This window comes from Streptomyces sp. NPDC005566 (assembly GCF_040605575.1).
GTDB lineage: Bacteria > Actinomycetota > Actinomycetes > Streptomycetales > Streptomycetaceae > Streptomyces.
In genome coordinates, this window is sequence record NZ_JBEXDB010000031.1 from 1 (window position 1) to 23,101 (window position 23,101).

Below are 23,101 nucleotides of genomic sequence, written 5' to 3' on the forward strand. Positions count from 1 at the left end.
TCCGGCGCATGGACGAGGGGCCCAACGCGTTGGGCCCCTCGTCCATGCGCCGGACGCTGTTCCGGCAGGCCGTCAGTCGATGCCGCGGCAGATGTGCGGTTCGCTCCCGTCGTCGTCCAGGTCCCCGGCCAGCAGCAGGGGGACCCAGGGGGGTGCCTCGTCCAGCGGTGCGGGTGGCAGCGGCAGGGGCAACTCCACCATGGCGCGGTCCAGCAGCATCGTCTCCATCGACGACTCCTCCTTCGGTAGTGCGCGGTGTGCGAGAGGTACGAGGTGTGCGAGAGGTACGAGGTGTGCGAGAGGTACGCGTGGCGCGGTGTGCGCCGTACGGTCAGGCGTGGCAGGCCGGCAGCCCTCCGTGGAAGGCGACCATCTCCTTGAAGGACGCCGCCACATCGATGCGGGCACCCGGGGCGAGGCCGTCGAGCTCCGCGTACGCGCGGTGCAGGTTCCCGACCAGCCGCTCGGAGTCCAGGAGCCCTGCGAACACCCCGATGTCCGCCTCGCGCGCGGCCTGCAGCGGGCCCACGCCGCGGCGCAGACCGTCCTGGGCGAGCCCCTGGAGCAGCCGGAGGTACGCCTCCGTCGCGTCGATGAGCTCCGTTCCGCCGACCGGGCCGTGCCCGGGGACCACCACCGCGGGCCCGAGCGCCCGCAGCCGCTCCAGGGCCCGCAGCGAACCGGTGACCGACCCCATCAGGATGTACGGGGTCACCCCCGACCAGACGACGTCGCCGGTGAACAGGACCGCGCGCTCGGGCACCCACGCCACGATGTCGTTCGCCGTGTGGGCGGGCCCCACGTGCAGGAGTTCGGTGCGCAGCCCGTCGCCGTGCAGCGTGAGTTCGTCCCGGAAGGTGAGGGTGGGCAGCGTCAGCGGGGTCTCGCCCCACTCCACGTCCGGCCACAGGTGGCGCAGGCCGAGGCCCGCCTCCCGGGTGTCGGCCCGCGTTCCCGCATGGGCCACGACCACCGCGCGGGGGGTGAACTGGCCGTTGCCGAAGGTGTGGTCGCCGTGGAAGTGCGTGTTGACGACGTAGTCCGGACCGCCGGGCACGATCCGGGCGACCTCCTCCCGCAGCCGCCGGGTGCGGGACTCGGTCGCCGCCGTGTCCACCAGGACGGAACGGCCCCCGCCGGCGACCAGGCCCGCGTTGTTGAGACACCAGCCGCCCTCCGGCTGGACGAAGGCGTACACGTCCTCGGCGACCGGCACCAGGGAGCCCGGCGGTGCCACCCGCGGGGCCTGGGCCGTCGTCACGCGCCCTCCTCCTTCGCGGCGGCGGGCAGCCGGCCGAAACGGCCCTGGTGGAAGAGGAGCGGGTCGGGGGCGGACAGGCCGCCGGACAGGGCGACCACCCTGCCGATGAGGAGCGTGTGGTCCCCTGCGGCGTACTCCGCGTCCAGGACGCATTCGACGTAGGTCTCCGCTTCAGGCAGTACGGCGTTGCCGGTGACGCCCTCCTCGGCGGACAGCCGCAGCATCGCCGCCCGGCCCTCGGAGCGGTCGGGGCGGCAGAACTCCTGCGCCAGGTCGCGCTGCGCCTCCGTCAGCACGTTCACCGCGAAACTCCCGGCGCGCGAGATCCGCGGCCGCATCCGGCCGTCGGCCTTCACGGACACCAGGATCAGCATCGGGTCGAGCGACACCGAGGTCAGACTGTTGAGCGTCATGACGATGGTGTCGTCGCCGCTGCCCTGGGTGAGCAGGGTGACGCCCGTGGGGAATCGGCCCATCGCGGTACGGAAGGCGGCCACGTCGGGTTCGGCCAGCAGTGCGCCGGTGGTCACAGCGGTCATGTCAGGTACTCCGATTCTGCTCGTGCCATCAGGGCCATGAGGGGGTACGGGCGGGCTCAGTAGTTGCCGAGTCCGCCACAGACGTTCAGTGCCTGGGCGGTGATCGATCCGGCGATGTCGGAGGCCAGGTAGCCGACCAGGCCGGCCACCTCCTCGGGGGTGGAGTAACGGCCCAGCGGGATCTTCGCGTTGAACTTGTCCTGGATCTCCTGCTCGCTCACCCCGTAGTGGCCCGCGTAGCCCTGGCGTACGCGCTGCGCCATCGGCGTCTCGACATAGCCGGGGCAGACGGCGTTCACGGTGATCCCGGTCGGGGCGAGCTCCTTGCCCACGGCCTTGGTGAAGCCGATCACGCCGTGCTTGGAGGCCGAGTAGGGCGCGGCGAGTTCGACGCCCTGCTTGCCGCCGGTGGACGCGATGTTGATGATCCGGCCCCAGTCGCCGTCCCGCATCAGGCCGGCCTTGAGCACCTCGCGGGTGACGCGGAAGGTGCCGTTCAGATTGGTCTCGATCACGTCGTCCCAGAGCGAGTCCTCCATCTCGGCCGTCACACCGCCGCCGCCCCGGCCCGCGTTGTTCACGAGGATGTCGATCCGCCCGTACTCGGCGACCGCGGCCCGAACGGCCTCCTGGATCTGCTCCAGGGACGTCACGTCGCACACCGTGCCGGCCACTTCGAGGCCCTCTTCACGGAGCTGCTTGACCACGGTGCGTACGCTCTCGGCGCTGCGTGCCACACCGAACACCGCGACCCCCTGCCGGGCGAGCAGCTCGGTCACGGCCAGGCCGATACCGCTGGTCGCACCGGTGACGAAGGCAACTCGTCGTCCCGCGTCTGTCATCGTGCTCTCCCCATCGTTCGTGTCGAACCTGTCCAGGAGTTCGAAGGTGGGCCCGTCTCCTTGCGGGGTTCTCGCACGCCGGTGGACCCGGGGTGGAGGCCCGGCCCTCCAGCCGAACTCGACACGGGGCCTAGCGCCGGCCGTCAGCGTGGGCGCCAATTCGATGCGGCGACCGGGCGGACACCCGGCTGGAGCGAGGAGGCCCCGTGCCCGAGCAGACGCAGACCCTGCCCGACGTCAGGAAGTCGGTGACCGTGGCGGCGACGCCCGACCAATGCTTCAAGGTCTTCACCGAGCGTCCCGTGGACTGGTGGCCGCCGAGCCACATCCTGGTGCGCAAGGAGCGGGCCGGCCTGGCCTTCGAGGCAGGCGTGGGCGGGCGCTACTACGAGTGGGACGTGGAGGGCACCGAGATCGCCTGGGGACGGGTCCTGGAGTGGGTGCCCGGCCGCCGTGTCGCCATGACCTGGCGGATCGACCCCAACTGGCAGTCCATCCCCACCGACGACGGGGCGAGCCAGATCGAGGTGGACTTCGAGGCCGTCGACGGGGGCCACACCAAGGTGTCGCTCGCGCACGTCAAGCTGGACCGGCACGGCCCGGGCGCCGAGCGGATCTTCAAGGCGCTGGACGGACCGAGCCCGGGCGAGACGCTGGAGCGCTTCGCGCAGGCCGTCGCAGACGGGGCCGGAGCATGAGCATCGACGGAAGCGTCATCGACGCCCCGGCCTCCCCTGCGGCCGCGGACACGGGCCTGGTCCCGGCAGCCGACCGGCTGCGGCTCCTCGCGGCGCTGCACGCGGCCGACGCGGACACCGGGCGCAGCCTGTCCCGTGAGGTCACCGACGCGATACGCGAGGCCGGGTTCGCCCGGCACTTCGTGTCCGCCCGCTTCGGCGGCACGGAGGGCTCCTTCGCGGAGCTGACCCGGGCCGTCGTCTCCGTCGGCGAGGGCTGTGCCGCCTCGGCCTGGTGTGCGTCGCTCGCCGCGTTCTCGGCGCGCTTCGCCTCCCACCTGCCCGAGGAGGGCCATCAGGCGCTGTGGGGTGTCGGCCCCGACACGGTCGTGGCGACCGGCCTGATGCCCGCGGGGCGGGCCAGGCCCGTGGACGGCGGCTGGCAGGTCACCGGCCAGTGGGCGTACGTCAGCGGCATCGACTTCGCGGACTGGGCGATGGTCTGCGCGGCGGTCGGAGGCGGTGAGGGCCCGCCGCAGCTGCGCTTCTTCACGATGCCCCGGGGCGCGTACACCGTGCGCGAGACCTGGGACAGCGTCGGCATGCGGGCCACCGGCAGCCACACGGTCGTCGTCGACGACGTGTTCGTACCGGCGCACCTGTCCTTCGACCGCACCGACATGCTCACCGGTCGCAACGCCACCTCCCAGGTGGCCTCCCACAACGTGCCCTTCCAGGCCGTGGGCGGGCTCACCTTCATCGCTCCCGTCGTCGGCGCCGCCACCGGCGCCCTGGCGGCGTGCGCGGGATCCATCACCGGCCGGCGGCGCAACCAGACCGCCGAACTGACCATGGTCCGGGCGTCCGGGCGGGTCGACGCGGCACGTCACCTCGTGGCGGAGAACGCCCACGTCCTGGACGAGCGGCTGTTCACCCCCGAGCACATGGCGCGCAACGAGCGCAATGCCACCTATGCCGCGGAGACCCTCCGCGAGGCGGTCGCGCTGCTGGTCGGCGCGGCCGGCACCGGGGGCCTCGGCGAGGGGCACGCCCTGCAGCGGATCTGGCGGGACATCACGTCGGCGACCAGCCACGTCGCGCTTCAGTACGACACGGCGGCCCGGAAGAACTACTCGGCCGTTCTGCTCGGCCCCGCCGAGTGAGCTGAGCCACCGCACGGCGGGAGGGGGCGTCCGGGTTGTTCCGGGCGCCCCCTCCCGCGTGTTCTCCGGGCCCCACAAGGCCCCGAAGGCATCTCGACGGACTCCAGTTCGGGGCGACTTGGCCTCCATCGGCGGTCCGTACGTTGAGGCCCGACCCGTAACGCCCCAAGCGGAGGTTTCGTCGTGACAGTCACCCAGGAGACAGCCACCCAGGAGACGGCGCCCCAGGGCACCGGCTGCCCGGTGGCCGGCACGTTCCCCTTCACCGGATCCAGCTACCGCGGCCCGGCTCCCGCGTACGGCCGCCTGCGCACCGAACAGCCGGTGGTGAAGGTGCCCACCGCGGGAGGTGTGGACGCCTGGCTGATCACCCGGTACGAGGACGTGCGCCGGCTGTCCGCCGACCCCCGGCTCAGCCGCGCCCAGGCCTGCGGCGAAGGCGCCCCCCGGGTGGGCGGCACGATGCACACCACCCCCGAGATGATCATTTCGCTGGACGCCCCCGAGCACTCGCGGCTGCGCAAACTGGTCGCCGGCGCGTTCACCATGCGGCGGGTCGAGCGCATGCGGGAGAACGTCCAGCGGGTCACGGACGAGCTCCTCGACGACATGGAGGCCAAGGACGGCGCCGTGGACCTCGTCCAGCAGCTGGCGGTGCCGCTGCCGCTGACCGTCATCGGTGAGCTCCTGGGCGTGCCGTCCGAGGACCTGCGGGAGTTCGAGCAGTGGGCCCGTGCCTTCGCGACCGTCGACGACCGGGCCGGCGGCGAGGCGTCCCTGCACGCCCTGGGCAAGCTCAGCGAGTACATCGTCGGGCTGATCGCCGAGAAGCGGGCCAACCCCTCCGACGACATGCTGTCCGAGCTCATCGCGGCCCGCGACGACGACGACCGGCTCAGCGAGCCGGAGCTGGTCACCTTCGGCTTCACCCTGATCGGGGCCGGTTTCGACACCACGGCCAACCAGCTGGCCAACTCCGTACTGGCCCTGCTGGTCGACCACCAGGAGCAGTGGCGCTACCTGGTCGAGGACCACTCCCGCATCCCGAAGGCGGTCGAGGAACTCCTGCGTCACGTCAACCTGTTCGCCACCGACACCTCCGGCTTCCCGCGCATCGCGGCGGAGGACATCGAGGTCGGCGACGTGACGATCCCGAAGGGCGACGCGGTCCTGCTCTCCCTCGCCTCGGCCAACCGGGACGCGGACGTCTTCGACGAGCCGGACCGGCTCGACCTGGGCCGTGAGCGCAACCCGCACATCTCCTTCGGCCACGGGATGCACTACTGCCTGGGCAAGCACCTGGGGCGCATGGAGATGGAGATCGCCATCGAGGGCCTCGTACGGCGCTTCCCGGACCTGAAGCTCGCCGTCCCGGAGAGCGAACTGCCCTGGCACACCGGGGAGATCAACCACACGCTGACCAGCCTCCCGGTCGTGCGGGGCAACTGACCCGGCAGACCCTCGGGAACGGCTCCGTCAGACAGTCCAGGAGCGGTCCCGGCCCCCTCATCCTCCTTCACGGACAGGAAGGAGGACGAGGGGGCCGGGACCGTTCCCGTATGCCCGCGCGCACGGTGGAACGACCCACGCCCGCCACCCCGCTCGCAGGAGCGGGAGGCGGGCGCGTGGGGGTGAGATGCGGGCTTCGCGGAAAGGCGGTCAGGAAGCCGGGGCCGCGGAGACCCGGGTCGCGGTGGAGTCGACGTTGATCGGGCCCTGCGGCGGACCGGCCTCGCTGACCGTGACGAAGGCGTAGGCGGAGGTGCTGAAGGTCCTGCCGGATATCCTGCCCATGTGGACGGCCTGGACATTGCCCAGAACGGCGCCGCCCTCCGCGCCCCCGTGGGTGATGTAGAAGGCGATGGTTCCGTCCTTCTTCTCCGTCCAGAAACCGGTGGCCTCGTACAGCGGCTCGCCGTTCTCGTCCGGCGGGCCCTCGGCCGACAGCTGGTGGTCCGCGCGGAAGACGAACCGCGGGGTGGTGGTGGACACACCGTCGGGCGCGTGGACGTTGACCGTGAGATCCCAGACCCCGGCCAGCGACAGCGGGGCACGCGGGTGGCGTGCGGTCTCACCGGCGGCCGCCGACGCGGTGCCGAAGCCGGCCAGGACCGCGAGCACGGCCAGCCAGACGCCGAGGACCTGCAGGGTGACCGGACGGGGGCGCCGGGACGGCGCGGGGAGCGTCGCGCCCGCGGGCGCCGACGTGGTTTCAGGCATGGACGGACAGCCTTTCCTGGGTGGTTGTGCGGGACGGTGAAGCCGTGGGGGTGGTGGTGCCGCGGGGGAGTCTCTTGAGGTCGAAGCCCGGCTCGCGGACGGTCTCGGGCGACAGATCGGTGCCGGCCGTGAGCAGCCGCCGGGCTATGCCGTGGTCCGCGGGGCGGTTCACCGACTCGACGCCGGTCAGGCGGCCCTCGCGGAAGCAGAAGACGGAGAACTTTCCGTCGGCGCGGTCGCCCACGGTGACCGTCTCGTCGTGGCCCGCCGTCAGCCCCGCGATCTGCAGCCGCAGCGCGTACTGCTCGGACCAGAACCAGGGCACGGCGGTGTACGCGTAGGGCTCGCCGCAGATCGCCGCGGCCACGCACTTGGCCTGGTCGGAGGCGTTCTGGACGGACTCCACCCGGACATGGCGGCCGGCGTGCGGGCTCGGGAAGCGCGCGCAGTCACCGAGGGCGAAGATGTCCGGGTCGCTGGTGCGCAGCTGCGCGTCCACGACGACGCCGTCACCGACGAGAAGGTCCGCGGCGAGGGCCAGTTCGATGTTCGGCAGGACACCGACGCCGACCACGATGAGGTCCGCGGCGATCCGCTCGCCGCCGTCCAGCTCCATGACCTGGACCCGGCCCTCCCCGTCGCCGAAGAGTGCGATCACCTCGCGGCCCAGCAGGACGCGTACGCCCCGCTCGCGGTGCTCGGCGACGATCCGGTCCGACACCGTGGGGGTGAGCGCGCGGGCCAGGGCCCGGGGCTGCGCCTCCACCACCGTCACCTCGTGGCCGAGGCCGCGGGCGGTCGCCGCCACCTCCAGGCCGATGAAACCGGCTCCGACCACGACGAGTCTGCGGGGCGGCCCGCTGAGCCGCAGCCGCAGGTCCTCGGCGTCGGCCAGGCCGCGCAGCGACAGCACCCCGGTCAGCGAGGCGCCGGGCACGGGCAGGGTGCGGGGCCGGGAACCGGTCGCCAGGACGAGGTTGTCGTACGGCAGCCGCAGTCCGGAGTCCAGGAGGACGGTGCGGCGCTCGCGGTCGAGGGAGGCCACCCGGTCGCCGGGCAGCAGCTCGATGTCCTGCTCGGTGTAGAACGACGGGGGCCGCAGCGCGATCTCCTCGGCCGGCACCGTGCCCGCCAAGTAGCCCTTGGACAACGGCGGCCGGTAGGACGGCCCGGGCGGCTCGTCGCCGATGAGCGTGATCCGGCCCCGGAAGCCCCGGCTGCGCAGGGCGCAGGCGGTGTCGAACCCCGCCTGGCCCGCGCCGACCACGACGACCGCGTGCGCGGCCATCAGCTCTGCGCCTCGGGCAGGTGGACCAGCAGTCCGTCGATCTCGTCACCGACGGGCAACTGGCAGCTCAGCCGGCTGAACTCGGTGCGCTCGCAGGCCGTGCCGTACAGCACGTCGTCCTCGACGGAGTCCATCTCGGGGAGCGGCAGTGTGTTCGCCTCGTCGACGTACACATGGCAGGTGCCGCACTGGGCGGAGCCGCCGCACTGGGCCTCGATGCCCTCGACGTTGTTGAGCTTCGCACCGCGCATGACCGTGTTGGGCGCCTGGACGTCGACGATGGTGACGGTACCGTTCGGATGCTTGTAGGTGATTTTGGCCATGGCGAGCTCTCCTCGTGGAATGTCGGCCGGCCGTGCAGAAGTACGGCTCCGGACTGTGGGATACGTCCCTGCAGTCCCGGTGGAGGGGATCTCGACCGCGCGGGCCCGCACGACCTCGGCGCCCCGCGGCCCGCACGACCTCGGCGCCACGCGGGGCGGACCGGCGCTCCAGCGCGCGTCGACACGCGGTCCGGCGGCAGTCCATCGACGGGGCGCAGCGTGCCCGCATGACTGTGACCGATCGGACGCGACAGACGCCCGCCCCGCCCGGCAGGGCCGCCCCCCGGACCGGGCTGGTGCTCGTCGCCTGCTGTCTGGGCCAGTTCATGAACGTGCTCGACGCCTCGGTGGTGAACGTGGCGCTGCCCGTCATCGCGGGCGACCTGGACTTCGACCGGCACAACCTGCAACTCGTCAACAACGCCTACACCGTGGTCGTCTGCGGCTTCCTGCTGCTCGGCGGACGGCTCGCGGACCTGTTCGGCCAGCGCAGGATCTTCCTGTGCGGAGTCGCCCTGTTCACGCTCGCCAGCGCGGTCGGGGGAATGGCCGACGCCCCGGGGACGCTGATCCTCGCCCGTGCCTTCCAGGGGCTCGGCGCCGCCGTCATGGCGCCCGCCACGCTCACCGTGCTCGGCACGACCTTCACCGAACCGGGCGCACGGGCACGGGCCTTCGGATGGTGGAGCGCCGTCTCAGGGACAGCAGGGGCGGTCGGGGTGCTCGCCGGCGGGGTCATCACCGAGTGGCTCTCCTGGCGGTGGATCTTCCTGATCAACGTCCCCATCGGGATCGCCCTGCTCGCCGCCGTCCGCTGGGTGGTACCGGAGACCCGGCCGCAGGGCGAGGGCCGCGCCCACCGCCGTCTCGACCTGCCCGGTGCCGTCACAGTCACGCTCGGGCTGATGAGCACCGTGTACGGGGTCTCGGAGTCGCACCTGCACGGCTGGGGTTCCGTACGGGTGCTCGGACCGCTGCTGACCGGCGCCGCGCTGCTAGCCGCCTTCCTGGTGATCCAGGCACGGTTCGCCCGGCACCCCCTGGTGCCGCTCGGAATCTTCCGCAACCGCTCCGTGGCCGCCGCCAACCTCGTCGCCTTCTTCGGCATCGCCGCCCTCTTCAGCACCTTCTACTTCTTCACCCTGCTGCTCCAACAGGTGCTCGGCTACAGCCCGCTGGTCACCGGCCTGAGCTATCTGCCCCTGTCCCTGGGTATGGCGCTCGGCGGCTGGGGCATCGCCTCCGTGGTACCCCGCACCGGGCCGCGCCCGGTCCTGCTCGGCGGCCTCGGGCTGTCGGCCGCCGCGCTGTTCTGGCTCGCCCGGCTGGACGCGGGCGCCACGTACACCGTGGACGTCCTGGGCCCGGCCGTGCTGCTCGGCTTCGGCATGGGCGCGGTGCTCAACGCCACGACGAACGCGGCCACCGCCGGGCTCCCCGCCCATCAGGCCGGGCTGGCCTCCGGGCTGCTCAACACCACCCGGCAGCTCGGCAGCGCGGCCGGCCTGGTGACCCTGGCCGCGCTGTCCGCGGCCCGTATCGACGCCCGCGTCGCCGCCGGGGCGGACACCACGGACGCCCTCGCCTCCGGCTACGGACTGGCGCTCACCTGCGCGGCCCTGTTCGCGGTGGCCGGGCTGGTGGCGGCCCTGTTCGTGCCGGTCCGGGAACGTTCCAGTACCCCTCGAGGCACACATAAGAGTCTGGCGGCCTGACGAGAACGGAGGTTTGCGGTGGTGAGCGAGTTCCACACACAGCGGCCGGCATGGTCGCCCGCACCGGACGACGACCGGACCGAGCACGCGACGATCGAGGTCCCCCGCGACTACACCGACCCGGGAGGCGAGCGGATCACACTCGCCCTCAGCCGCCGCCGCGCCACCGACAAGGCGCGGCGGCGCGGTGTCCTGCTGGCCGTCAACGGCGGCCCCGGCGGCGACTGGGGGCACGGCCTCGGCCTGCCCGGCAAGTTCGCCGGAACCCCGCTGGAGGAGGTCTACGACCTCATCGGCTTCGACCCGCGCGGAACCGCCGGATCGACCCGGCTGTACGCCGAAGTGGCCGTTCCCTCACAGCCGTTCGACTCCCGGCCGCCGGACGGCGTGTTCGCCGGACTGGCCGAGGACATGCGGCTGCGCGAGGAGGCCTGTGCACGGGGCGGCGGGGACCTGCGCCCGCACATCAGCACCCCCAACACCGCCCGGGACATGGACGTGATCCGTGCCGTCCTGGGCGAGGAGCGGATCAGCTTCGTCGGGTACGCGTACGGCGCCTACGTCGGGGCCGTCTACGGCAGCCTCTTCCCGGCCGGACTGGACCGGCTGGTCCTGGACTCCTGCGTCGGCCCGCAGTGGACGTGGCGCGAGCAGTTCCTCCAGCAGGGCGACGCCGTCCAGCACAACGTCGACCTGTGGGCCCGCTGGACCGGCGAGCGGCACGGCAGCTTCGCCGTCGGCGCCTCGGCCGAGCAGGTGCTCACCACCGTCGAGGAGGCGGTCGCCGCCCTGGAGTCGCTGCCCCAGGACGCCGTACGGCTGCGGACCCTGTTCGACGGGGCCGTGGGCAACCGGGCGGCCGACCGCGGCAAGTGGGCCTCCCTCGCCGTCCTGGTCGCCGGGGTGCACCGGGCGGCCAGGGAGGGCGACCCGGACGCCTGCCGCGAGCTGCTCGCCGAACAGGGCACCTGGCGGCCCGCGGACAGCGAGGGCGATCTGCGCGTCGGCGTCCTGGAGGCCATCACGCTGGAGCACGCCTGGCCGTCCGACCTGGAGGTGTACTACCAGGACATGCGGGAGTTCCGTAAGCGGTTCCCGTACGGCTACGGGGTGCTCAGGGCCTCGCCGTGGGTGGGCGCCTTCCGCGCGTTCGAGGCCGCCGAGGAGCCGGTGCGGATCACCCGCGACGGCTACGCCCCCGGCCTGATCGTGCAGGCCGACGGCGACCCCATGGACCACTACGACGGCGGCGTCGCCATGGCCGAGCTCGTCGGTCACCATCTGCTCACCGTCGAGGACTCGGGGGAGCACGAGGTGTACGTGCTGGGCGGCAACCCGCACGTCGACGCCGTCGTGCACCGCTATCTCGTGGACGGCACCCTGCCGCCCGCACGCTCCGCCGTCCCGGGCCGCACCCCCCGCCCGGACGTCCCGGCGGACGCGGCCTGAGCGGGTCGAGTCCGAAGCAACCCCGTGTCCAGCAGCGCCTTCTACGGTGCCGCGCAACCGTGTCAACTGTGGAGGTGCTGTTGTGTCCGTGACCGAGTACGGGAGCGAGTCCGTGACCGATGAGGGCCGGGACATGAAGGTGTTCCCCCTCGCCGGCTCGTCCTACCGCTGCCCCGCCCCGCAGTACGCCGGGCTGCGGGCCGGGCAGCCGGTCGTACGGGTGCGTACCGAGGGCGGCGTGGACGCCTGGCTCGTGACCGCCTACGACGAGGCCCGGGAGGCGCTGGCCGATCCCCGGCTGAGCCGGGCCGAGACCGTGAAGCCCGGTGCACCCCGGATCGGCGGGGCGATGACCTCGACGCCCGAAATGATCATTTCGATGGACGGGGCCGAGCACTCCCGGCTGCGCCGGCTCGCGGCCGGGGCGTTCACCGCCCGGCGCATCGAGCAGATGAGGCCGGGCATCCAGCGGATCGCGGACGGGATGCTGGACGACCTCGCCGGGTCCGGCGGACCGGTCGACCTGGTGGAGCGGTTCACCGTACCCATGCCACTGACCGTCATCGGTGAGCTGCTGGGCGTGCCGATGAGGGTCCTGCGGCTGTTCGCCGCCAACGCACGGGACTTCGTCACCGTCGACGACCAGGGCGAGGACTCGGACTCCGTCAACGGACTGGCCAAGCTCAACGAGTACATGGTCGAGGTCGTCGCGGAGAAGCGCGAGAACCCCACCCAGGACCTGCTGTCGGATCTGATCACGGCCAGGGACAGCGGGGACCGGCTCAGCGAGACGGAGCTGGTGACGTTCGCCTTCACCCTGATCGGTGCGGGCTTCGACACCACGGCCAACCAGCTCGCCAGTTCCGTCCTGGCGCTCATCGCGCACCACCGGGACCAGTGGAACTGGCTGGCCGAGGACCGCTCCCGGATCCCGAAGGCGGTCGAGGAACTGCTGCGGCACGTCAACCTCTTCTCCACGGACTCGGCCGGCAACCCGCGCATCGCCGTGGAGGACATGGAGCTCGGCGGGGTGAAGATCGCCAAGGGGGACGCGGTGGTCATCGCCATCTCGGCGGCCAACCGCGACGAGAGGGTCTTCCCCGACCCGGACCGCCTCGACCTCGGCCGCTCCCACAACCCGCATCTCTCCTTCGGCCACGGCATGCACCTGTGCCTGGGCAAGCAACTGACCCGGATGGAGCTGGAGATCGCCATCGACGGCCTGGTCCGGCGCTTCCCCGACCTCAGGCTCGCGGTGCCCGAGAGCGAGGTCCCCTGGCACCTGGGCGGGATCAACCACGCCCTGGAGACCCTGCCGGTCACCTGGGGATCCTGATCCGGGAACACAGCAGTCGAGCCCCTGCCCGGGAAGGGCGGGGGCTCGACTGCTGTGCGGGGCGACGCGGTCAGCCGGTGGGCGCGTCCTGCTGGACCTGGGTGGGGTCCGCCCCGGCGATCCAGGCGTCCATGGACGGCTTCATCAGGGTGTTGAGCAGCTCGACGCGGATGCCGCCGAGCCCGCGGTGGTAGACCCACATCAGGGTGCCGTCCGTCTCGGTGTCGTTGGAGGCCTCCACCTCGAAGCCGAGCTCCACGAGCGCCGCGGAGGTCGCCTCGATCCGGTCGTTCTCGGCCCAGTAGCCCACGTGGTGGGCCCCGTTGCTGCCGTCGGACACCCAGACGGTGCCCGGGATGGCCTCGACGAGTTCGAGCCGCGGCTCCTCCAGCGAGAGCACGAAGCGCTGGTCGCCGTGCTGGAGGCCGCCCGGGGTACGTGCCGTCACCTGGAGCTCCATCACGCTGGTCCAGCGGTAGCCCGCCAGTTCGCTCAGCGTCTTCATCGCCAGGTCCAGGTCCTCCACGACCAGACCGGTGTGGAACAGGGCCTCGGGGCTGAGCACCGGGCCCGGTGCGGGGCTGCCGTCCTGCCGGTCCACTGTCTGCGACATCGGTGTGCCGTCCTTTCCTTCTCCGTGTTCGGTTCGTGGGCCCGGGTGGGCTCAGACCTGCTTCGCGCGTACGAGATCGGCGCCGCCGTCCATCGTGAGGATCTGGCCCGTCATCCACGCGCTGCTCGGCGCGGCGAGCAGAGTGATCCACTGCGACACGTCCTCGGGGACGCCCGTCACACCCAGCGGCACGCTCTTCGCCGCCTGCGCGAAGAGCTCGTCCACCTGCTCGGGGGGCATGCCGTGGCTCTCGTACACCTCGGTACGCACCCAGCCGGGAGCCACCGCGTTCACCCGGATGCCCTTCGGGGCCAGCTCCAGTGCCCAGGAGCGGGTGAAGGTGTTCACCGCGGCCTTGCTCGCCGCGTACACCGAAGCCATCGGGGTCGGGTTGTGGCCGGCCGGACTGGTGACGAACACGATGCTTCCGCCCGGCGAACGGAGCGCCGGGAGCAGCCGGTTGGTGAGGATCACGGTGCCGAGCACATTGACGTCGAAGAGCGCGCGGGCCGCCTCGGTGTCGATGCTGCCGGCCGCGCCGATGGTGTGGATCCCGGCGTTGTGCACCAGGACGTCGAGGGATCCGCCCAGCGCGCCGACCGCCTCGGCGACCGCGTCCGCGCCGCTCTGCGTGCTCACGTCGGCGCGGACCGGGACGATGGCCGGGTGCAGTGCCGCCACCTCCGCCAGCCGGTCGGCACGGCGCCCGGTGACGATGACGCCGGCGGCGCCCTGCTTGGCGAAGTCGAGGGCGGTGGCACGGCCGATGCCGGTGGCACCGCCCGTGACCACGACGTACTGGTTCGTGAACGGATGGTTGGTCATGCTCCGTCCTTTCAGGTCGGCTCGGGAGAGGGGGGATCAGACGTAGATGGACTTCGACGTCCAGTCCGGGGCGGGCAGTGCCTTGCGGTCCGCCTTGCCGTTCCCGGTGATGGGCAGCTCCGCCAGCGAGACGAAGGCCGCGGGGATCATGTGCTCGGGCACGCGCTCGCGCAGGTACGAGCGCAGCGCACGCCGGTCGAGGGTGTCGGCCTCCTGCACGACCCAGGCCACCAGCCGGCGGTCGCCCAGGTGGCTCTCCCGGACGCCGACCGCGGCGCCGCGCACCTGCGGATGGGCGGCCAGGACGCTCTCGAGCTCACCGGGCTCGATGCGGAAGCCCCGCAGCTTGAACTGGTCGTCGTTGCGGCCGAGGAACTCGATGACCCCGTCGGGGCGCCGCCTGGCCAGGTCGCCGCTGCGGTAGTACCGCCCGGCCGCGCCGTCCCAGGGGGCGGTGACGAAGGCCTTGTCCGTGAGGTCGGGGCGCCGCCAGTAGCCCCGGGACACTCCCGCGCCGCCGATCCACAGCTCGCCGGGGGTTCCGTCGGGCAGCGGCAGGCCGGAGTCGCCGACGATCCGGACGTCGACGTTCTGCAGCGGGGTGCCGATCGGCACGGAGTGGCCGAGGTCCTCCTGTACGCCGATCCGGTGGCAGACGGCGAAGGTGGTGGTCTCCGTCGGCCCGTATCCGTTGACGATTCCGCAGCCGGGCACCGCGGCCTGCAGTTCGCGGATGTGCGGGACGGAGAGCACGTCGCCGCCGGCCAGCACCGTGCGCAGCCCGCCGAAGGCCTTCACGTCCACATCGATCTGCCGGTGGAAGAGCGCGGCCGTCAGCCAGAGCACGGTGATGCCCTCGTCGCGCAGCAGTGCGCCGAGCTCCTCGGCCTGGATCTGCCGCGGCGGGGCGAGCACCAGCCGGGCCCCGTTGAGGAGGGCGCCCCAGATCTCGAACGTGGCGGCGTCGAAGGCGACGGGCGCGAGCTGCAGGATCCGGTCCTCGGGTCCCAGGTCCACGTAGTTGGGGTCCGTCACCAGGTTCGTGATGTTGCGGTGCTCGACCATGACGGCCTTCGGGCGGCCCGTGGATCCCGAGGTGTACATCAGATAGGCGAGGTCCTCGGGGCGGACCGTGGAGGTCTCCGGCGGCAGCGGCAGGTCCGCCGCGGGGCGGGCCGATACCCGCAGGACCGGGACGCCGTACGGGGCGAAGCGGCCGGCGTCGTCCGGCTCGCACAGGACGGCACGCACCTCGGCGTCCGCGAACACCTCGGCCACCCGTGCGGCCGGGTCCTCGAGACCGATGGGCACGAACGCCGCACCGGCTCCCAGCACGCCGAGCAGCGCGGCGACGAGTTCGGGGGAGCGCTCCAGGCAGACCGCGATCCGGTCGCCCGCCGTCGCCCCCGCGCGGTCCGTGAGCTCCCGCGACACCTGGCGCGCCCAGCGGTCGAGCTCCGCGTAGGTCAGGTGGTCGTCACCGGCGGAGACCGCCACGGTGTCGGGGGCGTCGGCGGCCCGACGGCGAAACGCTGCGACTACCGATGTCATCGGCCTGTCTCCTCTCGAGGTGCCCGGGGCGGCAGGGTCTGCGAACCGGCTCGAATGCCGGTGGAACCGGCCGTGTCGCCACCCGGGTCGAGGCATGCGCGAGTGCGGCCCTGTTCACTGAATTGCCGGCTCCGCTTAGGGCCCGTCCGACCCTGATCCGCCGGACGGGCCCGCAGGAACGACGTTCTGCGTCGGCCACCCCACCATCCGGGCCGGTACCGCACTCGACGGGAGTACCACCGTGACCATTCTCGTAACCGGGGCACGCGGCAACGTCGGCCGCCGCGTCCTCGACCGCCTGCACTCCGCGGGCCACACCCTGCGCGCATCCGGCCGTACGCCCGGGGAGTTGAGCGTTCCGGCCGGAGTGGACACCGTCCGACTGGACCTGAACAGTCCGGACACCTTCGAAGCCGCCCTCCGCGGCGTCGACAAGGTGTTCCTGTACGCCGAGTCCGACGGTGCGAAGGACTTCTTCGCCGCTGCGGCCGGGGCCGGTGTCCGGCACGTCGTCCTGCTGTCCTCGTCCACGGTCGGCGGCCCGGACGCCGAGACCGACGCCCTGGCCCTGCTCCACGCGGCGGTCGAGGACGCGCTCGCCGCGTCGGCGCTGCCGGGCACCGTCCTGCGGCCGGGCGCCTTCGACGGCAACGCGTTCGGGTGGAGCGACGCCATCCGCAGGGGACAGCCCGTCGAACTGCCGTACGCGGAAGCCCAGATCGCGCCCATCCACGAAGGCGACATCGCCGACGTCGCCGCAGCCGCCCTGACCGACGAGACGCATCTCGGCCGCACCCTCACCCTCACAGGGCCGCAGTCGCTGACCTTCCGTGAGCAGATCGGCATCCTCGGGGAACTCCTCGGGCGCGAGATCCCGGTGCGAGAACTCACCCGGGACCAGGCGGTCGAGCAGATGGGCCGGTTCATCCCGGCGCCGATCATCGCCTCCCTCCTCGGCCAGTGGGCCACGGCGGTCGGGCAGCCGGCCGCGATCAACCACACCGTGGAGGACGTCACCGGCCGGCCGGCGCGGACCTTCCGTCAGTGGGCCGGGGAGAACCTCGGCGCGTTCGCCGCCCAGGACTGATCGAGCGGGTCTCAAGAAGAGACTGCGAAGGTGCCCTCAGATTGCTCCTAAGCCGGTGGGCCGGGCGTCGTCCGCCCGGCCCACCGTCGAACCGAGGGGCATGTCCGTGACTTGGAGGTCCGGAATGTACGACGTCATCGTGGTGGGGGCTCGCGTTGCGGGTGCCGCCTCCGCTCTGCTCCTGGCGCGGGCGGGCCATCGGGTGCTGCTCGTCGACCGGGCGCGGTTCCCCAGTGACACGCTCTCCACGCACTACATCCACCAGCCCGGGATCGCACGGCTCGCCCGCTGGGGGGTGCTCGACGCGGTCCGCGCCACCGGCTGCCCGGCGCTGGACAGGACCATCTACCAGGTCGAGGACGTCCGGCTGGACGGCGGCACCGTGCCGCACGAGGGACAGTCGGCCGCGTACGCACCGCGCCGGTACCTGCTGGACCAGATCCTGGTCGACGCGGCCGTGGCCGCCGGTGCGGAGTTCCGGGACGGCTGCTCCGTGTCCGGCCTCGTCTTCGACGGGGACCGCGTCGTCGGGGTCAAGTGCCGCTCGGCGGAGGGCAAGCCGGTCGAGGAGCGGGCCCGACTCGTGGTGGGTGCGGACGGGATGCGGTCGGCGGTGGCCAAGGCCGTCGACGCCCCGTACACGGTCCAGGACCCGCTGATGTCCTGCATCTACTTCACCTACTGGCAGGGCATCAAGTCCCAGTTCGAGCTGTACGAGCGGCCCGGCCGCTGGATCGGCGCGATACCGACCAACGACGACGCCACCCTGATCGCCGCGTACTTCCCGCAGGCGGAGTTCAACCGGGTGCGCGGCGACGCGCTGGAGCACTACCTGGAGAACATCCGCACCACCGCGCCGGACCTGTACGCGCGGGCGATGGACGGCGGCGAACGCGTCGAGCGGCTGCGCGGCACCGGTGACCAGCAGAACTTCTTCCGCACCCCGGCCGGCCCCGGCTGGGCGCTCGTCGGCGACGCCGCCCACCACAAGGACTCGATCACCGCGCGCGGCATCAGCGACGCCTTCCTGCAGGCCGATCTGCTGGCCGCGTCGGTCGGCGGCGTCCTCGACGACCCGGTACGGCTCGCCGAAGGGCTGCGGACGTACGGGGAGGAGCTCCAGGACGAGCTCTTCGAGGGCTACCGCAACACCCTGTTCGTGAGCCGCCTGGAGGTCACGCCCGACCGGATGGCGATGCTCCGCATGGTCAGCGGATCCGCGGACCTGACGGAGCGCTACTTCGCGGTGGCCGCTGGCGGCATGTCCGTCGACGAGTTGTACGACGAGGAACTGCACAACCGGCTCGAGACCGAAGCGGCATGACGCCGACCGCGCCCCCGGACCGGGGCCACCAACCGACGCAGAAGACAACGGAGGCACCAGTGACCGCAACGGAGTGGGAGAGGGAGCTTTGCCTGCTGTTCGGCGAAGTCCTCGGCATGCCCGACGTCGATGTGGAGGACAGCTTCTTCGACCTGGGCGGGCACTCCCTCCTGGCGTCCAAACTGACCCGGCGCGTCCAGGAGGCGTTCGGGATCAAGATCCCGGTACGCCGCATCTACCAGGCGCCCACCCCCGCGACCCTCGCGGCGTACCTCTACGCGTCCTGAAGGAGAGACTGACATGCGCTGGAACAACCTGTACGTCGCCGGTGTGGGTGCGTATCTGCCCGAGCGGATCGAGACCGCCGAGGAGGCGATCGCCGCGGGCAGTTACACGGAGCAGAAGCGTGCGCTGAACGGCTTCCGCTCGGTCCACGTGGCCGCCGAGAACGAGACCGGCCCCACGATGGCGGCGATCGCGGGGCGCCGGGCGGTGGCCAGGTCCGGACACGAACACGACGAGTTCGGCCTGGTCCTGCACAGCTACATAGGACACCAGGGGCTCGACTTCTGGACTCCCGCGAGCTTCGTGCAGCGCGAGACGGTCGGCGGGACGGGACCGGCGTTCGAGATCAAGCAGGGCTGCAACGGCATGCTGGCGGCTTTCGAGGTCGCCTCCTCGTACGTGACCTCCCGCCCCGACGTCACCGCGGCCCTCATCACGGGCGGCGACGCCTTCCGGATGCCGTACATCGACCGCTGGGGATCGGACGAGCAGAACGTCGACGGCGACGGCGCCGCCGCCCTCGTCCTGTCCAGCCGCGGTGGGTTCGCCCGCGTCCGCGCGACGTACTCCCACGCGGACCCCTCGCTGGAGCCGATGGGCCGCAGTGGCGCGGGCTGGACGGACGCACCGTTCTCCGGTGGAGCGCCGGTCGGGGTCAGTGAGCGCAAGTCGGACTACCTGCTCGCCGAGGACATGGACTTCGACGACGCGATCGAGAAGATCTCCGCGAGCGTGCAGCTCTCGATGAAGCAGGCCCTCCACGAGGCCGAGGTGGAACTGCCCGACGTGCGGTACTTCCTCCACCAGAACCTCGCCCTGTCGATCGTGACCCACGGCCTCTACGGCCTGCTGGGCGTCGACCGGGAGCGGACGACGCACGAGTGGGGCCTGGGCACCGGCATGGTCGGCACCGCCGACCCCGTCCTCGGGCTGAACCGGGTCATGGAGAGCGGCGACGCGAAGCCCGGGGACCTGGTGGTCCTCCAGGCGGCCGGCGCCGGCTACGTGTGGACGACGACGGTCCTGGAGATCCTCGACACCCCGGACTGGTCGAGCTGACCACGTACGACGGCGGGGGAGGGACCGGGCTGTCCGGTCCCTCCCCCGCCGTCGTACGACGTCAGTCGAAGCGGATGTCGCGTGTACCGGCGGAGGCCGCGGCGAAGGCGAGCAGGCTGCTCCCCTCCTCGGCGACGGCGTCGCGGTCCTTCCTGCCCAGCGCGCCGAACGGCTCGATCACGAGGGTCGCCGCCTTGCGCGCCTGTTCGATCCGCCACAGCCCGCGTACGAAACCGTCCACCAGGAAAGTCGACTTGATCAGGCCGTTGCGGGTGAAGACCAGCTTGCGCTGCTCGTCGGTGAGGATGCGGCTGCGATCGGCGTGCGACAGCAGGATGTTGTCGAACTCCGGCAGGAAGCGCACCGGCACGGGCATCCCCGGGTCGGGCAGGGGAGCGTCGGCAAGGTCGAGCAGCTCCAGCCCGTTCTCGTCGCGGAAGGTACGCAGCCGGGGCCTGAGCCGGTTCACCGAGTCGGCCAGCCGCGTCATTCCGGACCAGGTCTGGATGTCCTTGACGGTGGCGGGCCCGAAAGCCGCGAGATACCGCTCGACCATCGCGTCGGGCGAGGTGCTCTCCGCGAGCGTCCCGCCGAGCCAGGACTCCGCCGTCGTGTGCACGGCCTGGCCGCTCTCGCCCCACAGACCCCGCGGCGGCACCTGCACGAGCGGCACCAGATTGCGTACGGCATTGGCCAGGGCGAACGGATCCCTGTCCGGCCAGCGTCCGGCGAGCAGAGTGCCGAGGCCGCCCAGCGTGAGCGGCTCCTTCTCGACCAGCTCACGGCCCAGCGCCACCACCTCCGCGGTGTCGAGCCCCGCCAGCTTCCGGCCGAACGTGCCCTTCAGGCCCTGCTCCAGGGCGCCCTGGAGCACCGGCCGGAGCGCCAGGCAGTCCTGCGCCGTGACCAGATGGATCGTGCCCCGCATCAGCACCAGCCGGACCACCTCGCGGGCCCTGACCCTGTCCGCCAGGTCCTCGATGCGGAATCCCGCCAGCCGGGTCCACAGGCCGATGTAGGGCGGGTTGGGCGCCTGGGCCTGCATCCCCACCAGATGTCCGACCGCCTGCACGGCCGTCAGTCCGGCACGCTCCAGCAGCAGCTGCCGGGCCAGCAGGCTCCGGTTGAGCGCCCGTCGGTCCAGCACGTTCGGGTCTCCTGTCACCATGACCGGATCCTTTCCTCGTATCCATGAAAAGACGGTGGTGCCCCGGGACACGCGGACCCCGGGGCACCACCGCAGCACAAAAGACCGCCGGTCTCAGCTCATCCTGACCAGCACCGTGCCGCTGTACTTCCGGCCGAGCAGAGCCACGAACGCATCCGGCAGCTCCGCGACACCGCCCTCGACGACCGTATGCGGGAAGACGATGCGCTCCTCACGGAGCCAGGTGCTGAACTGGGCGTTCCAGCCCTCGATCTGGTCGGGCGTGTGCAGCGTCGCGAAGCCACGCAGGGTCAGGTCCTTGGTGATGGCGGACATCAGGGGCAGCCGGGGACTGCCGCCGTCACCGGCGCCGTGCTGCCCGGACAGGGCACCGCACAGCGCGAAGCGCGCCCCGCGGGCCGCGACCTGGACCGCTGCCTCGAACTGCTCGCCGCCCACGTTGTCGAAGACCACGTCCAGTCCGTCCGGCGCCAGTGCGGCGAGCTGCTCCGCCACCGGCCCCTCGTGGTAGTCGAAGGCGGCGTCGAAGCCGAGCTCCTCGACCAGGAAGTCGATCTTCTCCTTGGACCCGGTGCTGCCGATGACCCGCTTGGCGCCCCGCAACTTCGCTATCTGCCCGGCGAGCGCACCGACACCGTTGGTGGCTCCCGACACGAACACCGTGTCGCCCTCGGCGACCGCCGCCGTACCGACCATGCCGTGCCAGGCCGTCGGCCCCTGGGACAGGAAGTACTCCGGGCCCGGCAGGAGGGAGCGGTCACGCTTGAAGAACCCGTGGGCGTTGCCGACGGCGTAGTCCCGCCAGCCGGAGAAGTGCTCCACGAGATCGCCGACGGCGAGGGTGTCGCTGTTCGACGCGACCACCGTGCCGACGGTACGGCCCCACATGGCGACGCCCGGCTGGAAGACCGGGATCGGCAGCTTCGTGTCGGGGTTCATCTGGTCGCGGGCCACCGAGCCGAGCGTCATCCAGTCGTTGCGTACGACGACCTCGCCGTCGGCAGGCGCGGACAGCTCGGTCTCACCGAACTCGAAATGCTCCAGGGTCACTTCGCCGACCGGGTAGGCCGCGAGACGGACCTCCCTGCTGACGGCGGGAAGCTCGACGCTGCTCATGTGGTGCTCCTTCTCAGGTGGACGGGGAGGCTGACCAGGTTGTGGTTCACATCGCCGGCCCTCCAGAGCAGCTCGCTCTCCGGCACGGCCAGCCGCGCGTCGGGGTAGCGGCCGGTCAGCTCCTCCAGGGCGACCGCGAGCTCCACCCGGGCCAGCGGCGCCCCCAGGCAGTGATGGATGCCGTATCCGAAGGCGAGGTGAGGGTTGACGGTCCGGCCGAAGTCGACGGTCTCCGGGTCGGAGAACACCGACCCGTCACGGTTGGCGGAGGCGAAGGAGAGGAACACGGCGTCCCCGGCGGGGATCACCGCGCCGCCGATCTCCACGTCCTCCGTGGCGATACGCGGCAGCCCGGAGGTGTCGTTGCCGGTCAGGTTGACCGTACGCAGGAGCTCCTCCAGCGCCGCCGGGACGTCCTCCGGGTGCTCGCCGAGCCGGCGCCAGACGTCGGTGTGGCGGTCGAGCAGCGTCAGGGCGAAGTTGGAGATCTGGCCGGCCGCCGAGTCGAAACCGCCGCCCAGCAGGGTGTAGCCGAGCCCGACCAGCTCCTCGAAGCCGAGCCGGTCCTCGCCGTCGCGGGCGGTGATCAGGGCGGAGAGCACATCGTCGGCGGGCTCCGCCTGCTTTCCGGCCACCAGCCCGGCGATATAGGCACCGAGGTTCTCGCGGCCCTCGACGGCCAGCTCCTCGGGACCCGACACGTCGGCGAACTGGCGTACCCACGTGAGGAACTGGTCCCTGTCCTGCTCGGGGACGCCCAGCAGCTCACAGATGACGGCCATGGCCAGCGGAGCGGCGAAGCCCTCGACCAGATCCACCGGTCCGCCGTCCGACTCCTTGTCCAGCGCGTCCAGCAGCCGTCCCGCCAGCTCCCGCACCCGGGGCCGCATCCCCTGGATCCGCGCCGGCGAGAACGCCGACTCGGCCAGGACGCGCAGCCTCGTGTGGTCCGGCGGGTCGAGGGAGATGATCATTCCCGGAGGGGCCTGGAACAGCCCGCTGAAGGTGGGGGCGTCCGGCGCGTAGGAGGCGGCGCGGCTGAAACGGGTGTCGTCCAGCACCGACTTGATGTCCTCGTGGCGGGTCACCAGCCAGGCATGACCGCCTCCGCTCCACTGCACCCGCGCGACGGGCCGCTCCGCGCGCAACCGCGTGAAGATCGGGTCGGGGCCCCGGTAACTCGTACCCGGGAACGGGAATTCGGGCAGGTCTTCACTCACCCCGGTCGTTCGGGCGGTCATGGGCAGTGCCTCCAGACGG

At 71.9% G+C, this 23,101-nt stretch carries 23 protein-coding genes; 10 read left to right on the forward strand and 13 right to left on the reverse strand.

Annotation, left to right across the window (positions count from 1 at the left end):
• Window positions 1-72: 72 nt before the first annotated feature.
• The 4 genes from ABZS61_RS32820 to ABZS61_RS32835 form a co-directional block, all read right to left on the reverse strand.
• Window positions 73-228 carry a hypothetical protein gene (locus ABZS61_RS32820; RefSeq protein WP_356429519.1) on the reverse strand — a complete coding sequence of 52 codons (156 nt, stop codon included), beginning with the start codon at window positions 226-228 and terminating at the stop codon, window positions 73-75.
• Window positions 229-331: 103 nt separating this feature from the next.
• Window positions 332-1,261: an MBL fold metallo-hydrolase gene (locus ABZS61_RS32825; protein ID WP_356429521.1), complete on the reverse strand. Its 930-nt coding sequence runs from the start codon at window positions 1,259-1,261 to the stop codon at window positions 332-334.
• A complete protein-coding gene (locus tag ABZS61_RS32830) occupies window positions 1,258-1,800 on the reverse strand; it encodes a flavin reductase family protein (RefSeq protein ID WP_356429523.1) in 543 nt (180 codons plus the stop codon). Before ABZS61_RS32830 ends, ABZS61_RS32825 begins: the two co-directional genes overlap by 4 nt.
• Before the next feature lie 56 nt (window positions 1,801-1,856).
• A complete protein-coding gene (locus ABZS61_RS32835) occupies window positions 1,857-2,642 on the reverse strand; it encodes an SDR family NAD(P)-dependent oxidoreductase (protein ID WP_356429526.1) in 786 nt (261 codons plus the stop codon).
• 206 nt (window positions 2,643-2,848) lie between these two features.
• Here ABZS61_RS32835 and ABZS61_RS32840 point away from each other — a divergent pair, with 206 nt between their 5' ends.
• From ABZS61_RS32840 to ABZS61_RS32850, 3 genes are all read left to right on the forward strand, one after another.
• Window positions 2,849-3,340 (forward strand): SRPBCC domain-containing protein, encoded by a 492-nt coding sequence (locus ABZS61_RS32840; RefSeq protein WP_356429529.1) that lies wholly within the window; start codon window positions 2,849-2,851, stop codon window positions 3,338-3,340.
• A complete protein-coding gene (locus ABZS61_RS32845) occupies window positions 3,337-4,482 on the forward strand; it encodes a hydrolase (RefSeq protein ID WP_356429532.1) in 1,146 nt (381 codons plus the stop codon). Before ABZS61_RS32840 ends, ABZS61_RS32845 begins: the two co-directional genes overlap by 4 nt.
• 183 nt (window positions 4,483-4,665) lie before the next feature.
• On the forward strand, window positions 4,666-5,931 hold the full coding sequence (locus tag ABZS61_RS32850; RefSeq protein WP_356429534.1) for a cytochrome P450: 1,266 nt from the start codon (window positions 4,666-4,668) through the stop codon (window positions 5,929-5,931).
• A gap of 210 nt (window positions 5,932-6,141) precedes the next feature.
• Here the strand turns inward: ABZS61_RS32850 and ABZS61_RS32855 are convergent, their stop codons facing one another.
• Genes ABZS61_RS32855 through ABZS61_RS32865 form a run of 3 tightly spaced genes read right to left on the reverse strand, consistent with a single transcriptional unit; the run spans window position 6,142 to window position 8,313 of the window.
• On the reverse strand, window positions 6,142-6,702 hold the full coding sequence (locus tag ABZS61_RS32855) for a hypothetical protein (protein ID WP_356429537.1): 561 nt from the start codon (window positions 6,700-6,702) through the stop codon (window positions 6,142-6,144).
• The gene (locus ABZS61_RS32860) at window positions 6,695-7,990 is read right to left on the reverse strand and encodes an FAD-dependent oxidoreductase (protein ID WP_356429540.1); all 1,296 of its coding nucleotides are present in this window, start codon (window positions 7,988-7,990) and stop codon (window positions 6,695-6,697) included. Before ABZS61_RS32860 ends, ABZS61_RS32855 begins: the two co-directional genes overlap by 8 nt.
• Entirely contained in the window at window positions 7,990-8,313 is a 324-nt protein-coding gene (locus ABZS61_RS32865) for a 2Fe-2S iron-sulfur cluster-binding protein (RefSeq protein WP_356429542.1), read from the reverse strand. Before ABZS61_RS32865 ends, ABZS61_RS32860 begins: the two co-directional genes overlap by 1 nt.
• Window positions 8,314-8,540: 227 nt before the next feature.
• Here ABZS61_RS32865 and ABZS61_RS32870 point away from each other — a divergent pair, with 227 nt between their 5' ends.
• From ABZS61_RS32870 to ABZS61_RS32880, 3 genes are all read left to right on the forward strand, one after another.
• A complete protein-coding gene (locus tag ABZS61_RS32870; RefSeq protein WP_356429545.1) occupies window positions 8,541-10,028 on the forward strand; it encodes an MFS transporter in 1,488 nt (495 codons plus the stop codon).
• Between the two features lie 21 nt (window positions 10,029-10,049).
• Window positions 10,050-11,477, forward strand: a complete 1,428-nt coding sequence (locus ABZS61_RS32875; RefSeq protein WP_356429548.1) for an alpha/beta fold hydrolase — start codon at window positions 10,050-10,052, stop codon at window positions 11,475-11,477.
• Window positions 11,478-11,559: 82 nt separating this feature from the next.
• Window positions 11,560-12,813 (forward strand): cytochrome P450, encoded by a 1,254-nt coding sequence (locus ABZS61_RS32880; RefSeq protein ID WP_356429552.1) that lies wholly within the window; start codon window positions 11,560-11,562, stop codon window positions 12,811-12,813.
• A gap of 70 nt (window positions 12,814-12,883) precedes the next feature.
• On the opposite strand, the gene ABZS61_RS32885 is transcribed toward ABZS61_RS32880, so the two are convergent.
• Genes ABZS61_RS32885 through ABZS61_RS32895 form a run of 3 tightly spaced genes read right to left on the reverse strand, consistent with a single transcriptional unit; the run spans window position 12,884 to window position 15,802 of the window.
• Window positions 12,884-13,426, reverse strand: coding sequence for a VOC family protein (locus tag ABZS61_RS32885; protein WP_356429555.1), 543 nt, complete (start codon window positions 13,424-13,426; stop codon window positions 12,884-12,886).
• Between the two features lie 51 nt (window positions 13,427-13,477).
• Complete coding sequence (locus ABZS61_RS32890) at window positions 13,478-14,251, reverse strand: SDR family oxidoreductase (RefSeq protein WP_356429558.1); 774 nt, start codon at window positions 14,249-14,251, stop codon at window positions 13,478-13,480.
• Between the two features lie 36 nt (window positions 14,252-14,287).
• Window positions 14,288-15,802: an amino acid adenylation domain-containing protein gene (locus ABZS61_RS32895; protein ID WP_356429562.1), complete on the reverse strand. Its 1,515-nt coding sequence runs from the start codon at window positions 15,800-15,802 to the stop codon at window positions 14,288-14,290.
• Between the two features lie 241 nt (window positions 15,803-16,043).
• Between ABZS61_RS32895 and ABZS61_RS32900 the strand changes: the two genes are divergently transcribed.
• The 4 genes from ABZS61_RS32900 (at window position 16,044) to ABZS61_RS32915 (ending at window position 19,557) form a co-directional block, all read left to right on the forward strand.
• Window positions 16,044-16,889 (forward strand): NAD(P)H-binding protein, encoded by an 846-nt coding sequence (locus ABZS61_RS32900; RefSeq protein WP_356429565.1) that lies wholly within the window; start codon window positions 16,044-16,046, stop codon window positions 16,887-16,889.
• 106 nt (window positions 16,890-16,995) lie between these two features.
• Window positions 16,996-18,213, forward strand: a complete 1,218-nt coding sequence (locus ABZS61_RS32905; RefSeq protein WP_356429568.1) for an FAD-dependent oxidoreductase — start codon at window positions 16,996-16,998, stop codon at window positions 18,211-18,213.
• A gap of 59 nt (window positions 18,214-18,272) precedes the next feature.
• Window positions 18,273-18,500 (forward strand): acyl carrier protein, encoded by a 228-nt coding sequence (locus tag ABZS61_RS32910; protein ID WP_329207405.1) that lies wholly within the window; start codon window positions 18,273-18,275, stop codon window positions 18,498-18,500.
• Window positions 18,501-18,513: 13 nt separating this feature from the next.
• Window positions 18,514-19,557: a ketoacyl-ACP synthase III family protein gene (locus ABZS61_RS32915; RefSeq protein ID WP_356429571.1), complete on the forward strand. Its 1,044-nt coding sequence runs from the start codon at window positions 18,514-18,516 to the stop codon at window positions 19,555-19,557.
• Between the two features lie 61 nt (window positions 19,558-19,618).
• Here the strand turns inward: ABZS61_RS32915 and ABZS61_RS32920 are convergent, their stop codons facing one another.
• The 3 genes from ABZS61_RS32920 to ABZS61_RS32930 all read right to left on the reverse strand — a co-directional run bounded on the left by ABZS61_RS32920 (window position 19,619) and on the right by ABZS61_RS32930 (window position 23,082).
• Window positions 19,619-20,725: a winged helix DNA-binding domain-containing protein gene (locus tag ABZS61_RS32920; protein WP_356429574.1), complete on the reverse strand. Its 1,107-nt coding sequence runs from the start codon at window positions 20,723-20,725 to the stop codon at window positions 19,619-19,621.
• A 93-nt stretch (window positions 20,726-20,818) separates the two neighbouring features.
• Window positions 20,819-21,841, reverse strand: a complete 1,023-nt coding sequence (locus ABZS61_RS32925; protein ID WP_356429577.1) for an NADP-dependent oxidoreductase — start codon at window positions 21,839-21,841, stop codon at window positions 20,819-20,821.
• Window positions 21,838-23,082 carry a cytochrome P450 gene (locus ABZS61_RS32930; RefSeq protein WP_356429580.1) on the reverse strand — a complete coding sequence of 415 codons (1,245 nt, stop codon included), beginning with the start codon at window positions 23,080-23,082 and terminating at the stop codon, window positions 21,838-21,840. The genes ABZS61_RS32925 and ABZS61_RS32930 overlap by 4 nt, the downstream gene beginning before the upstream one ends.
• Between the last annotated feature and the right edge of the window lie 19 nt (window positions 23,083-23,101).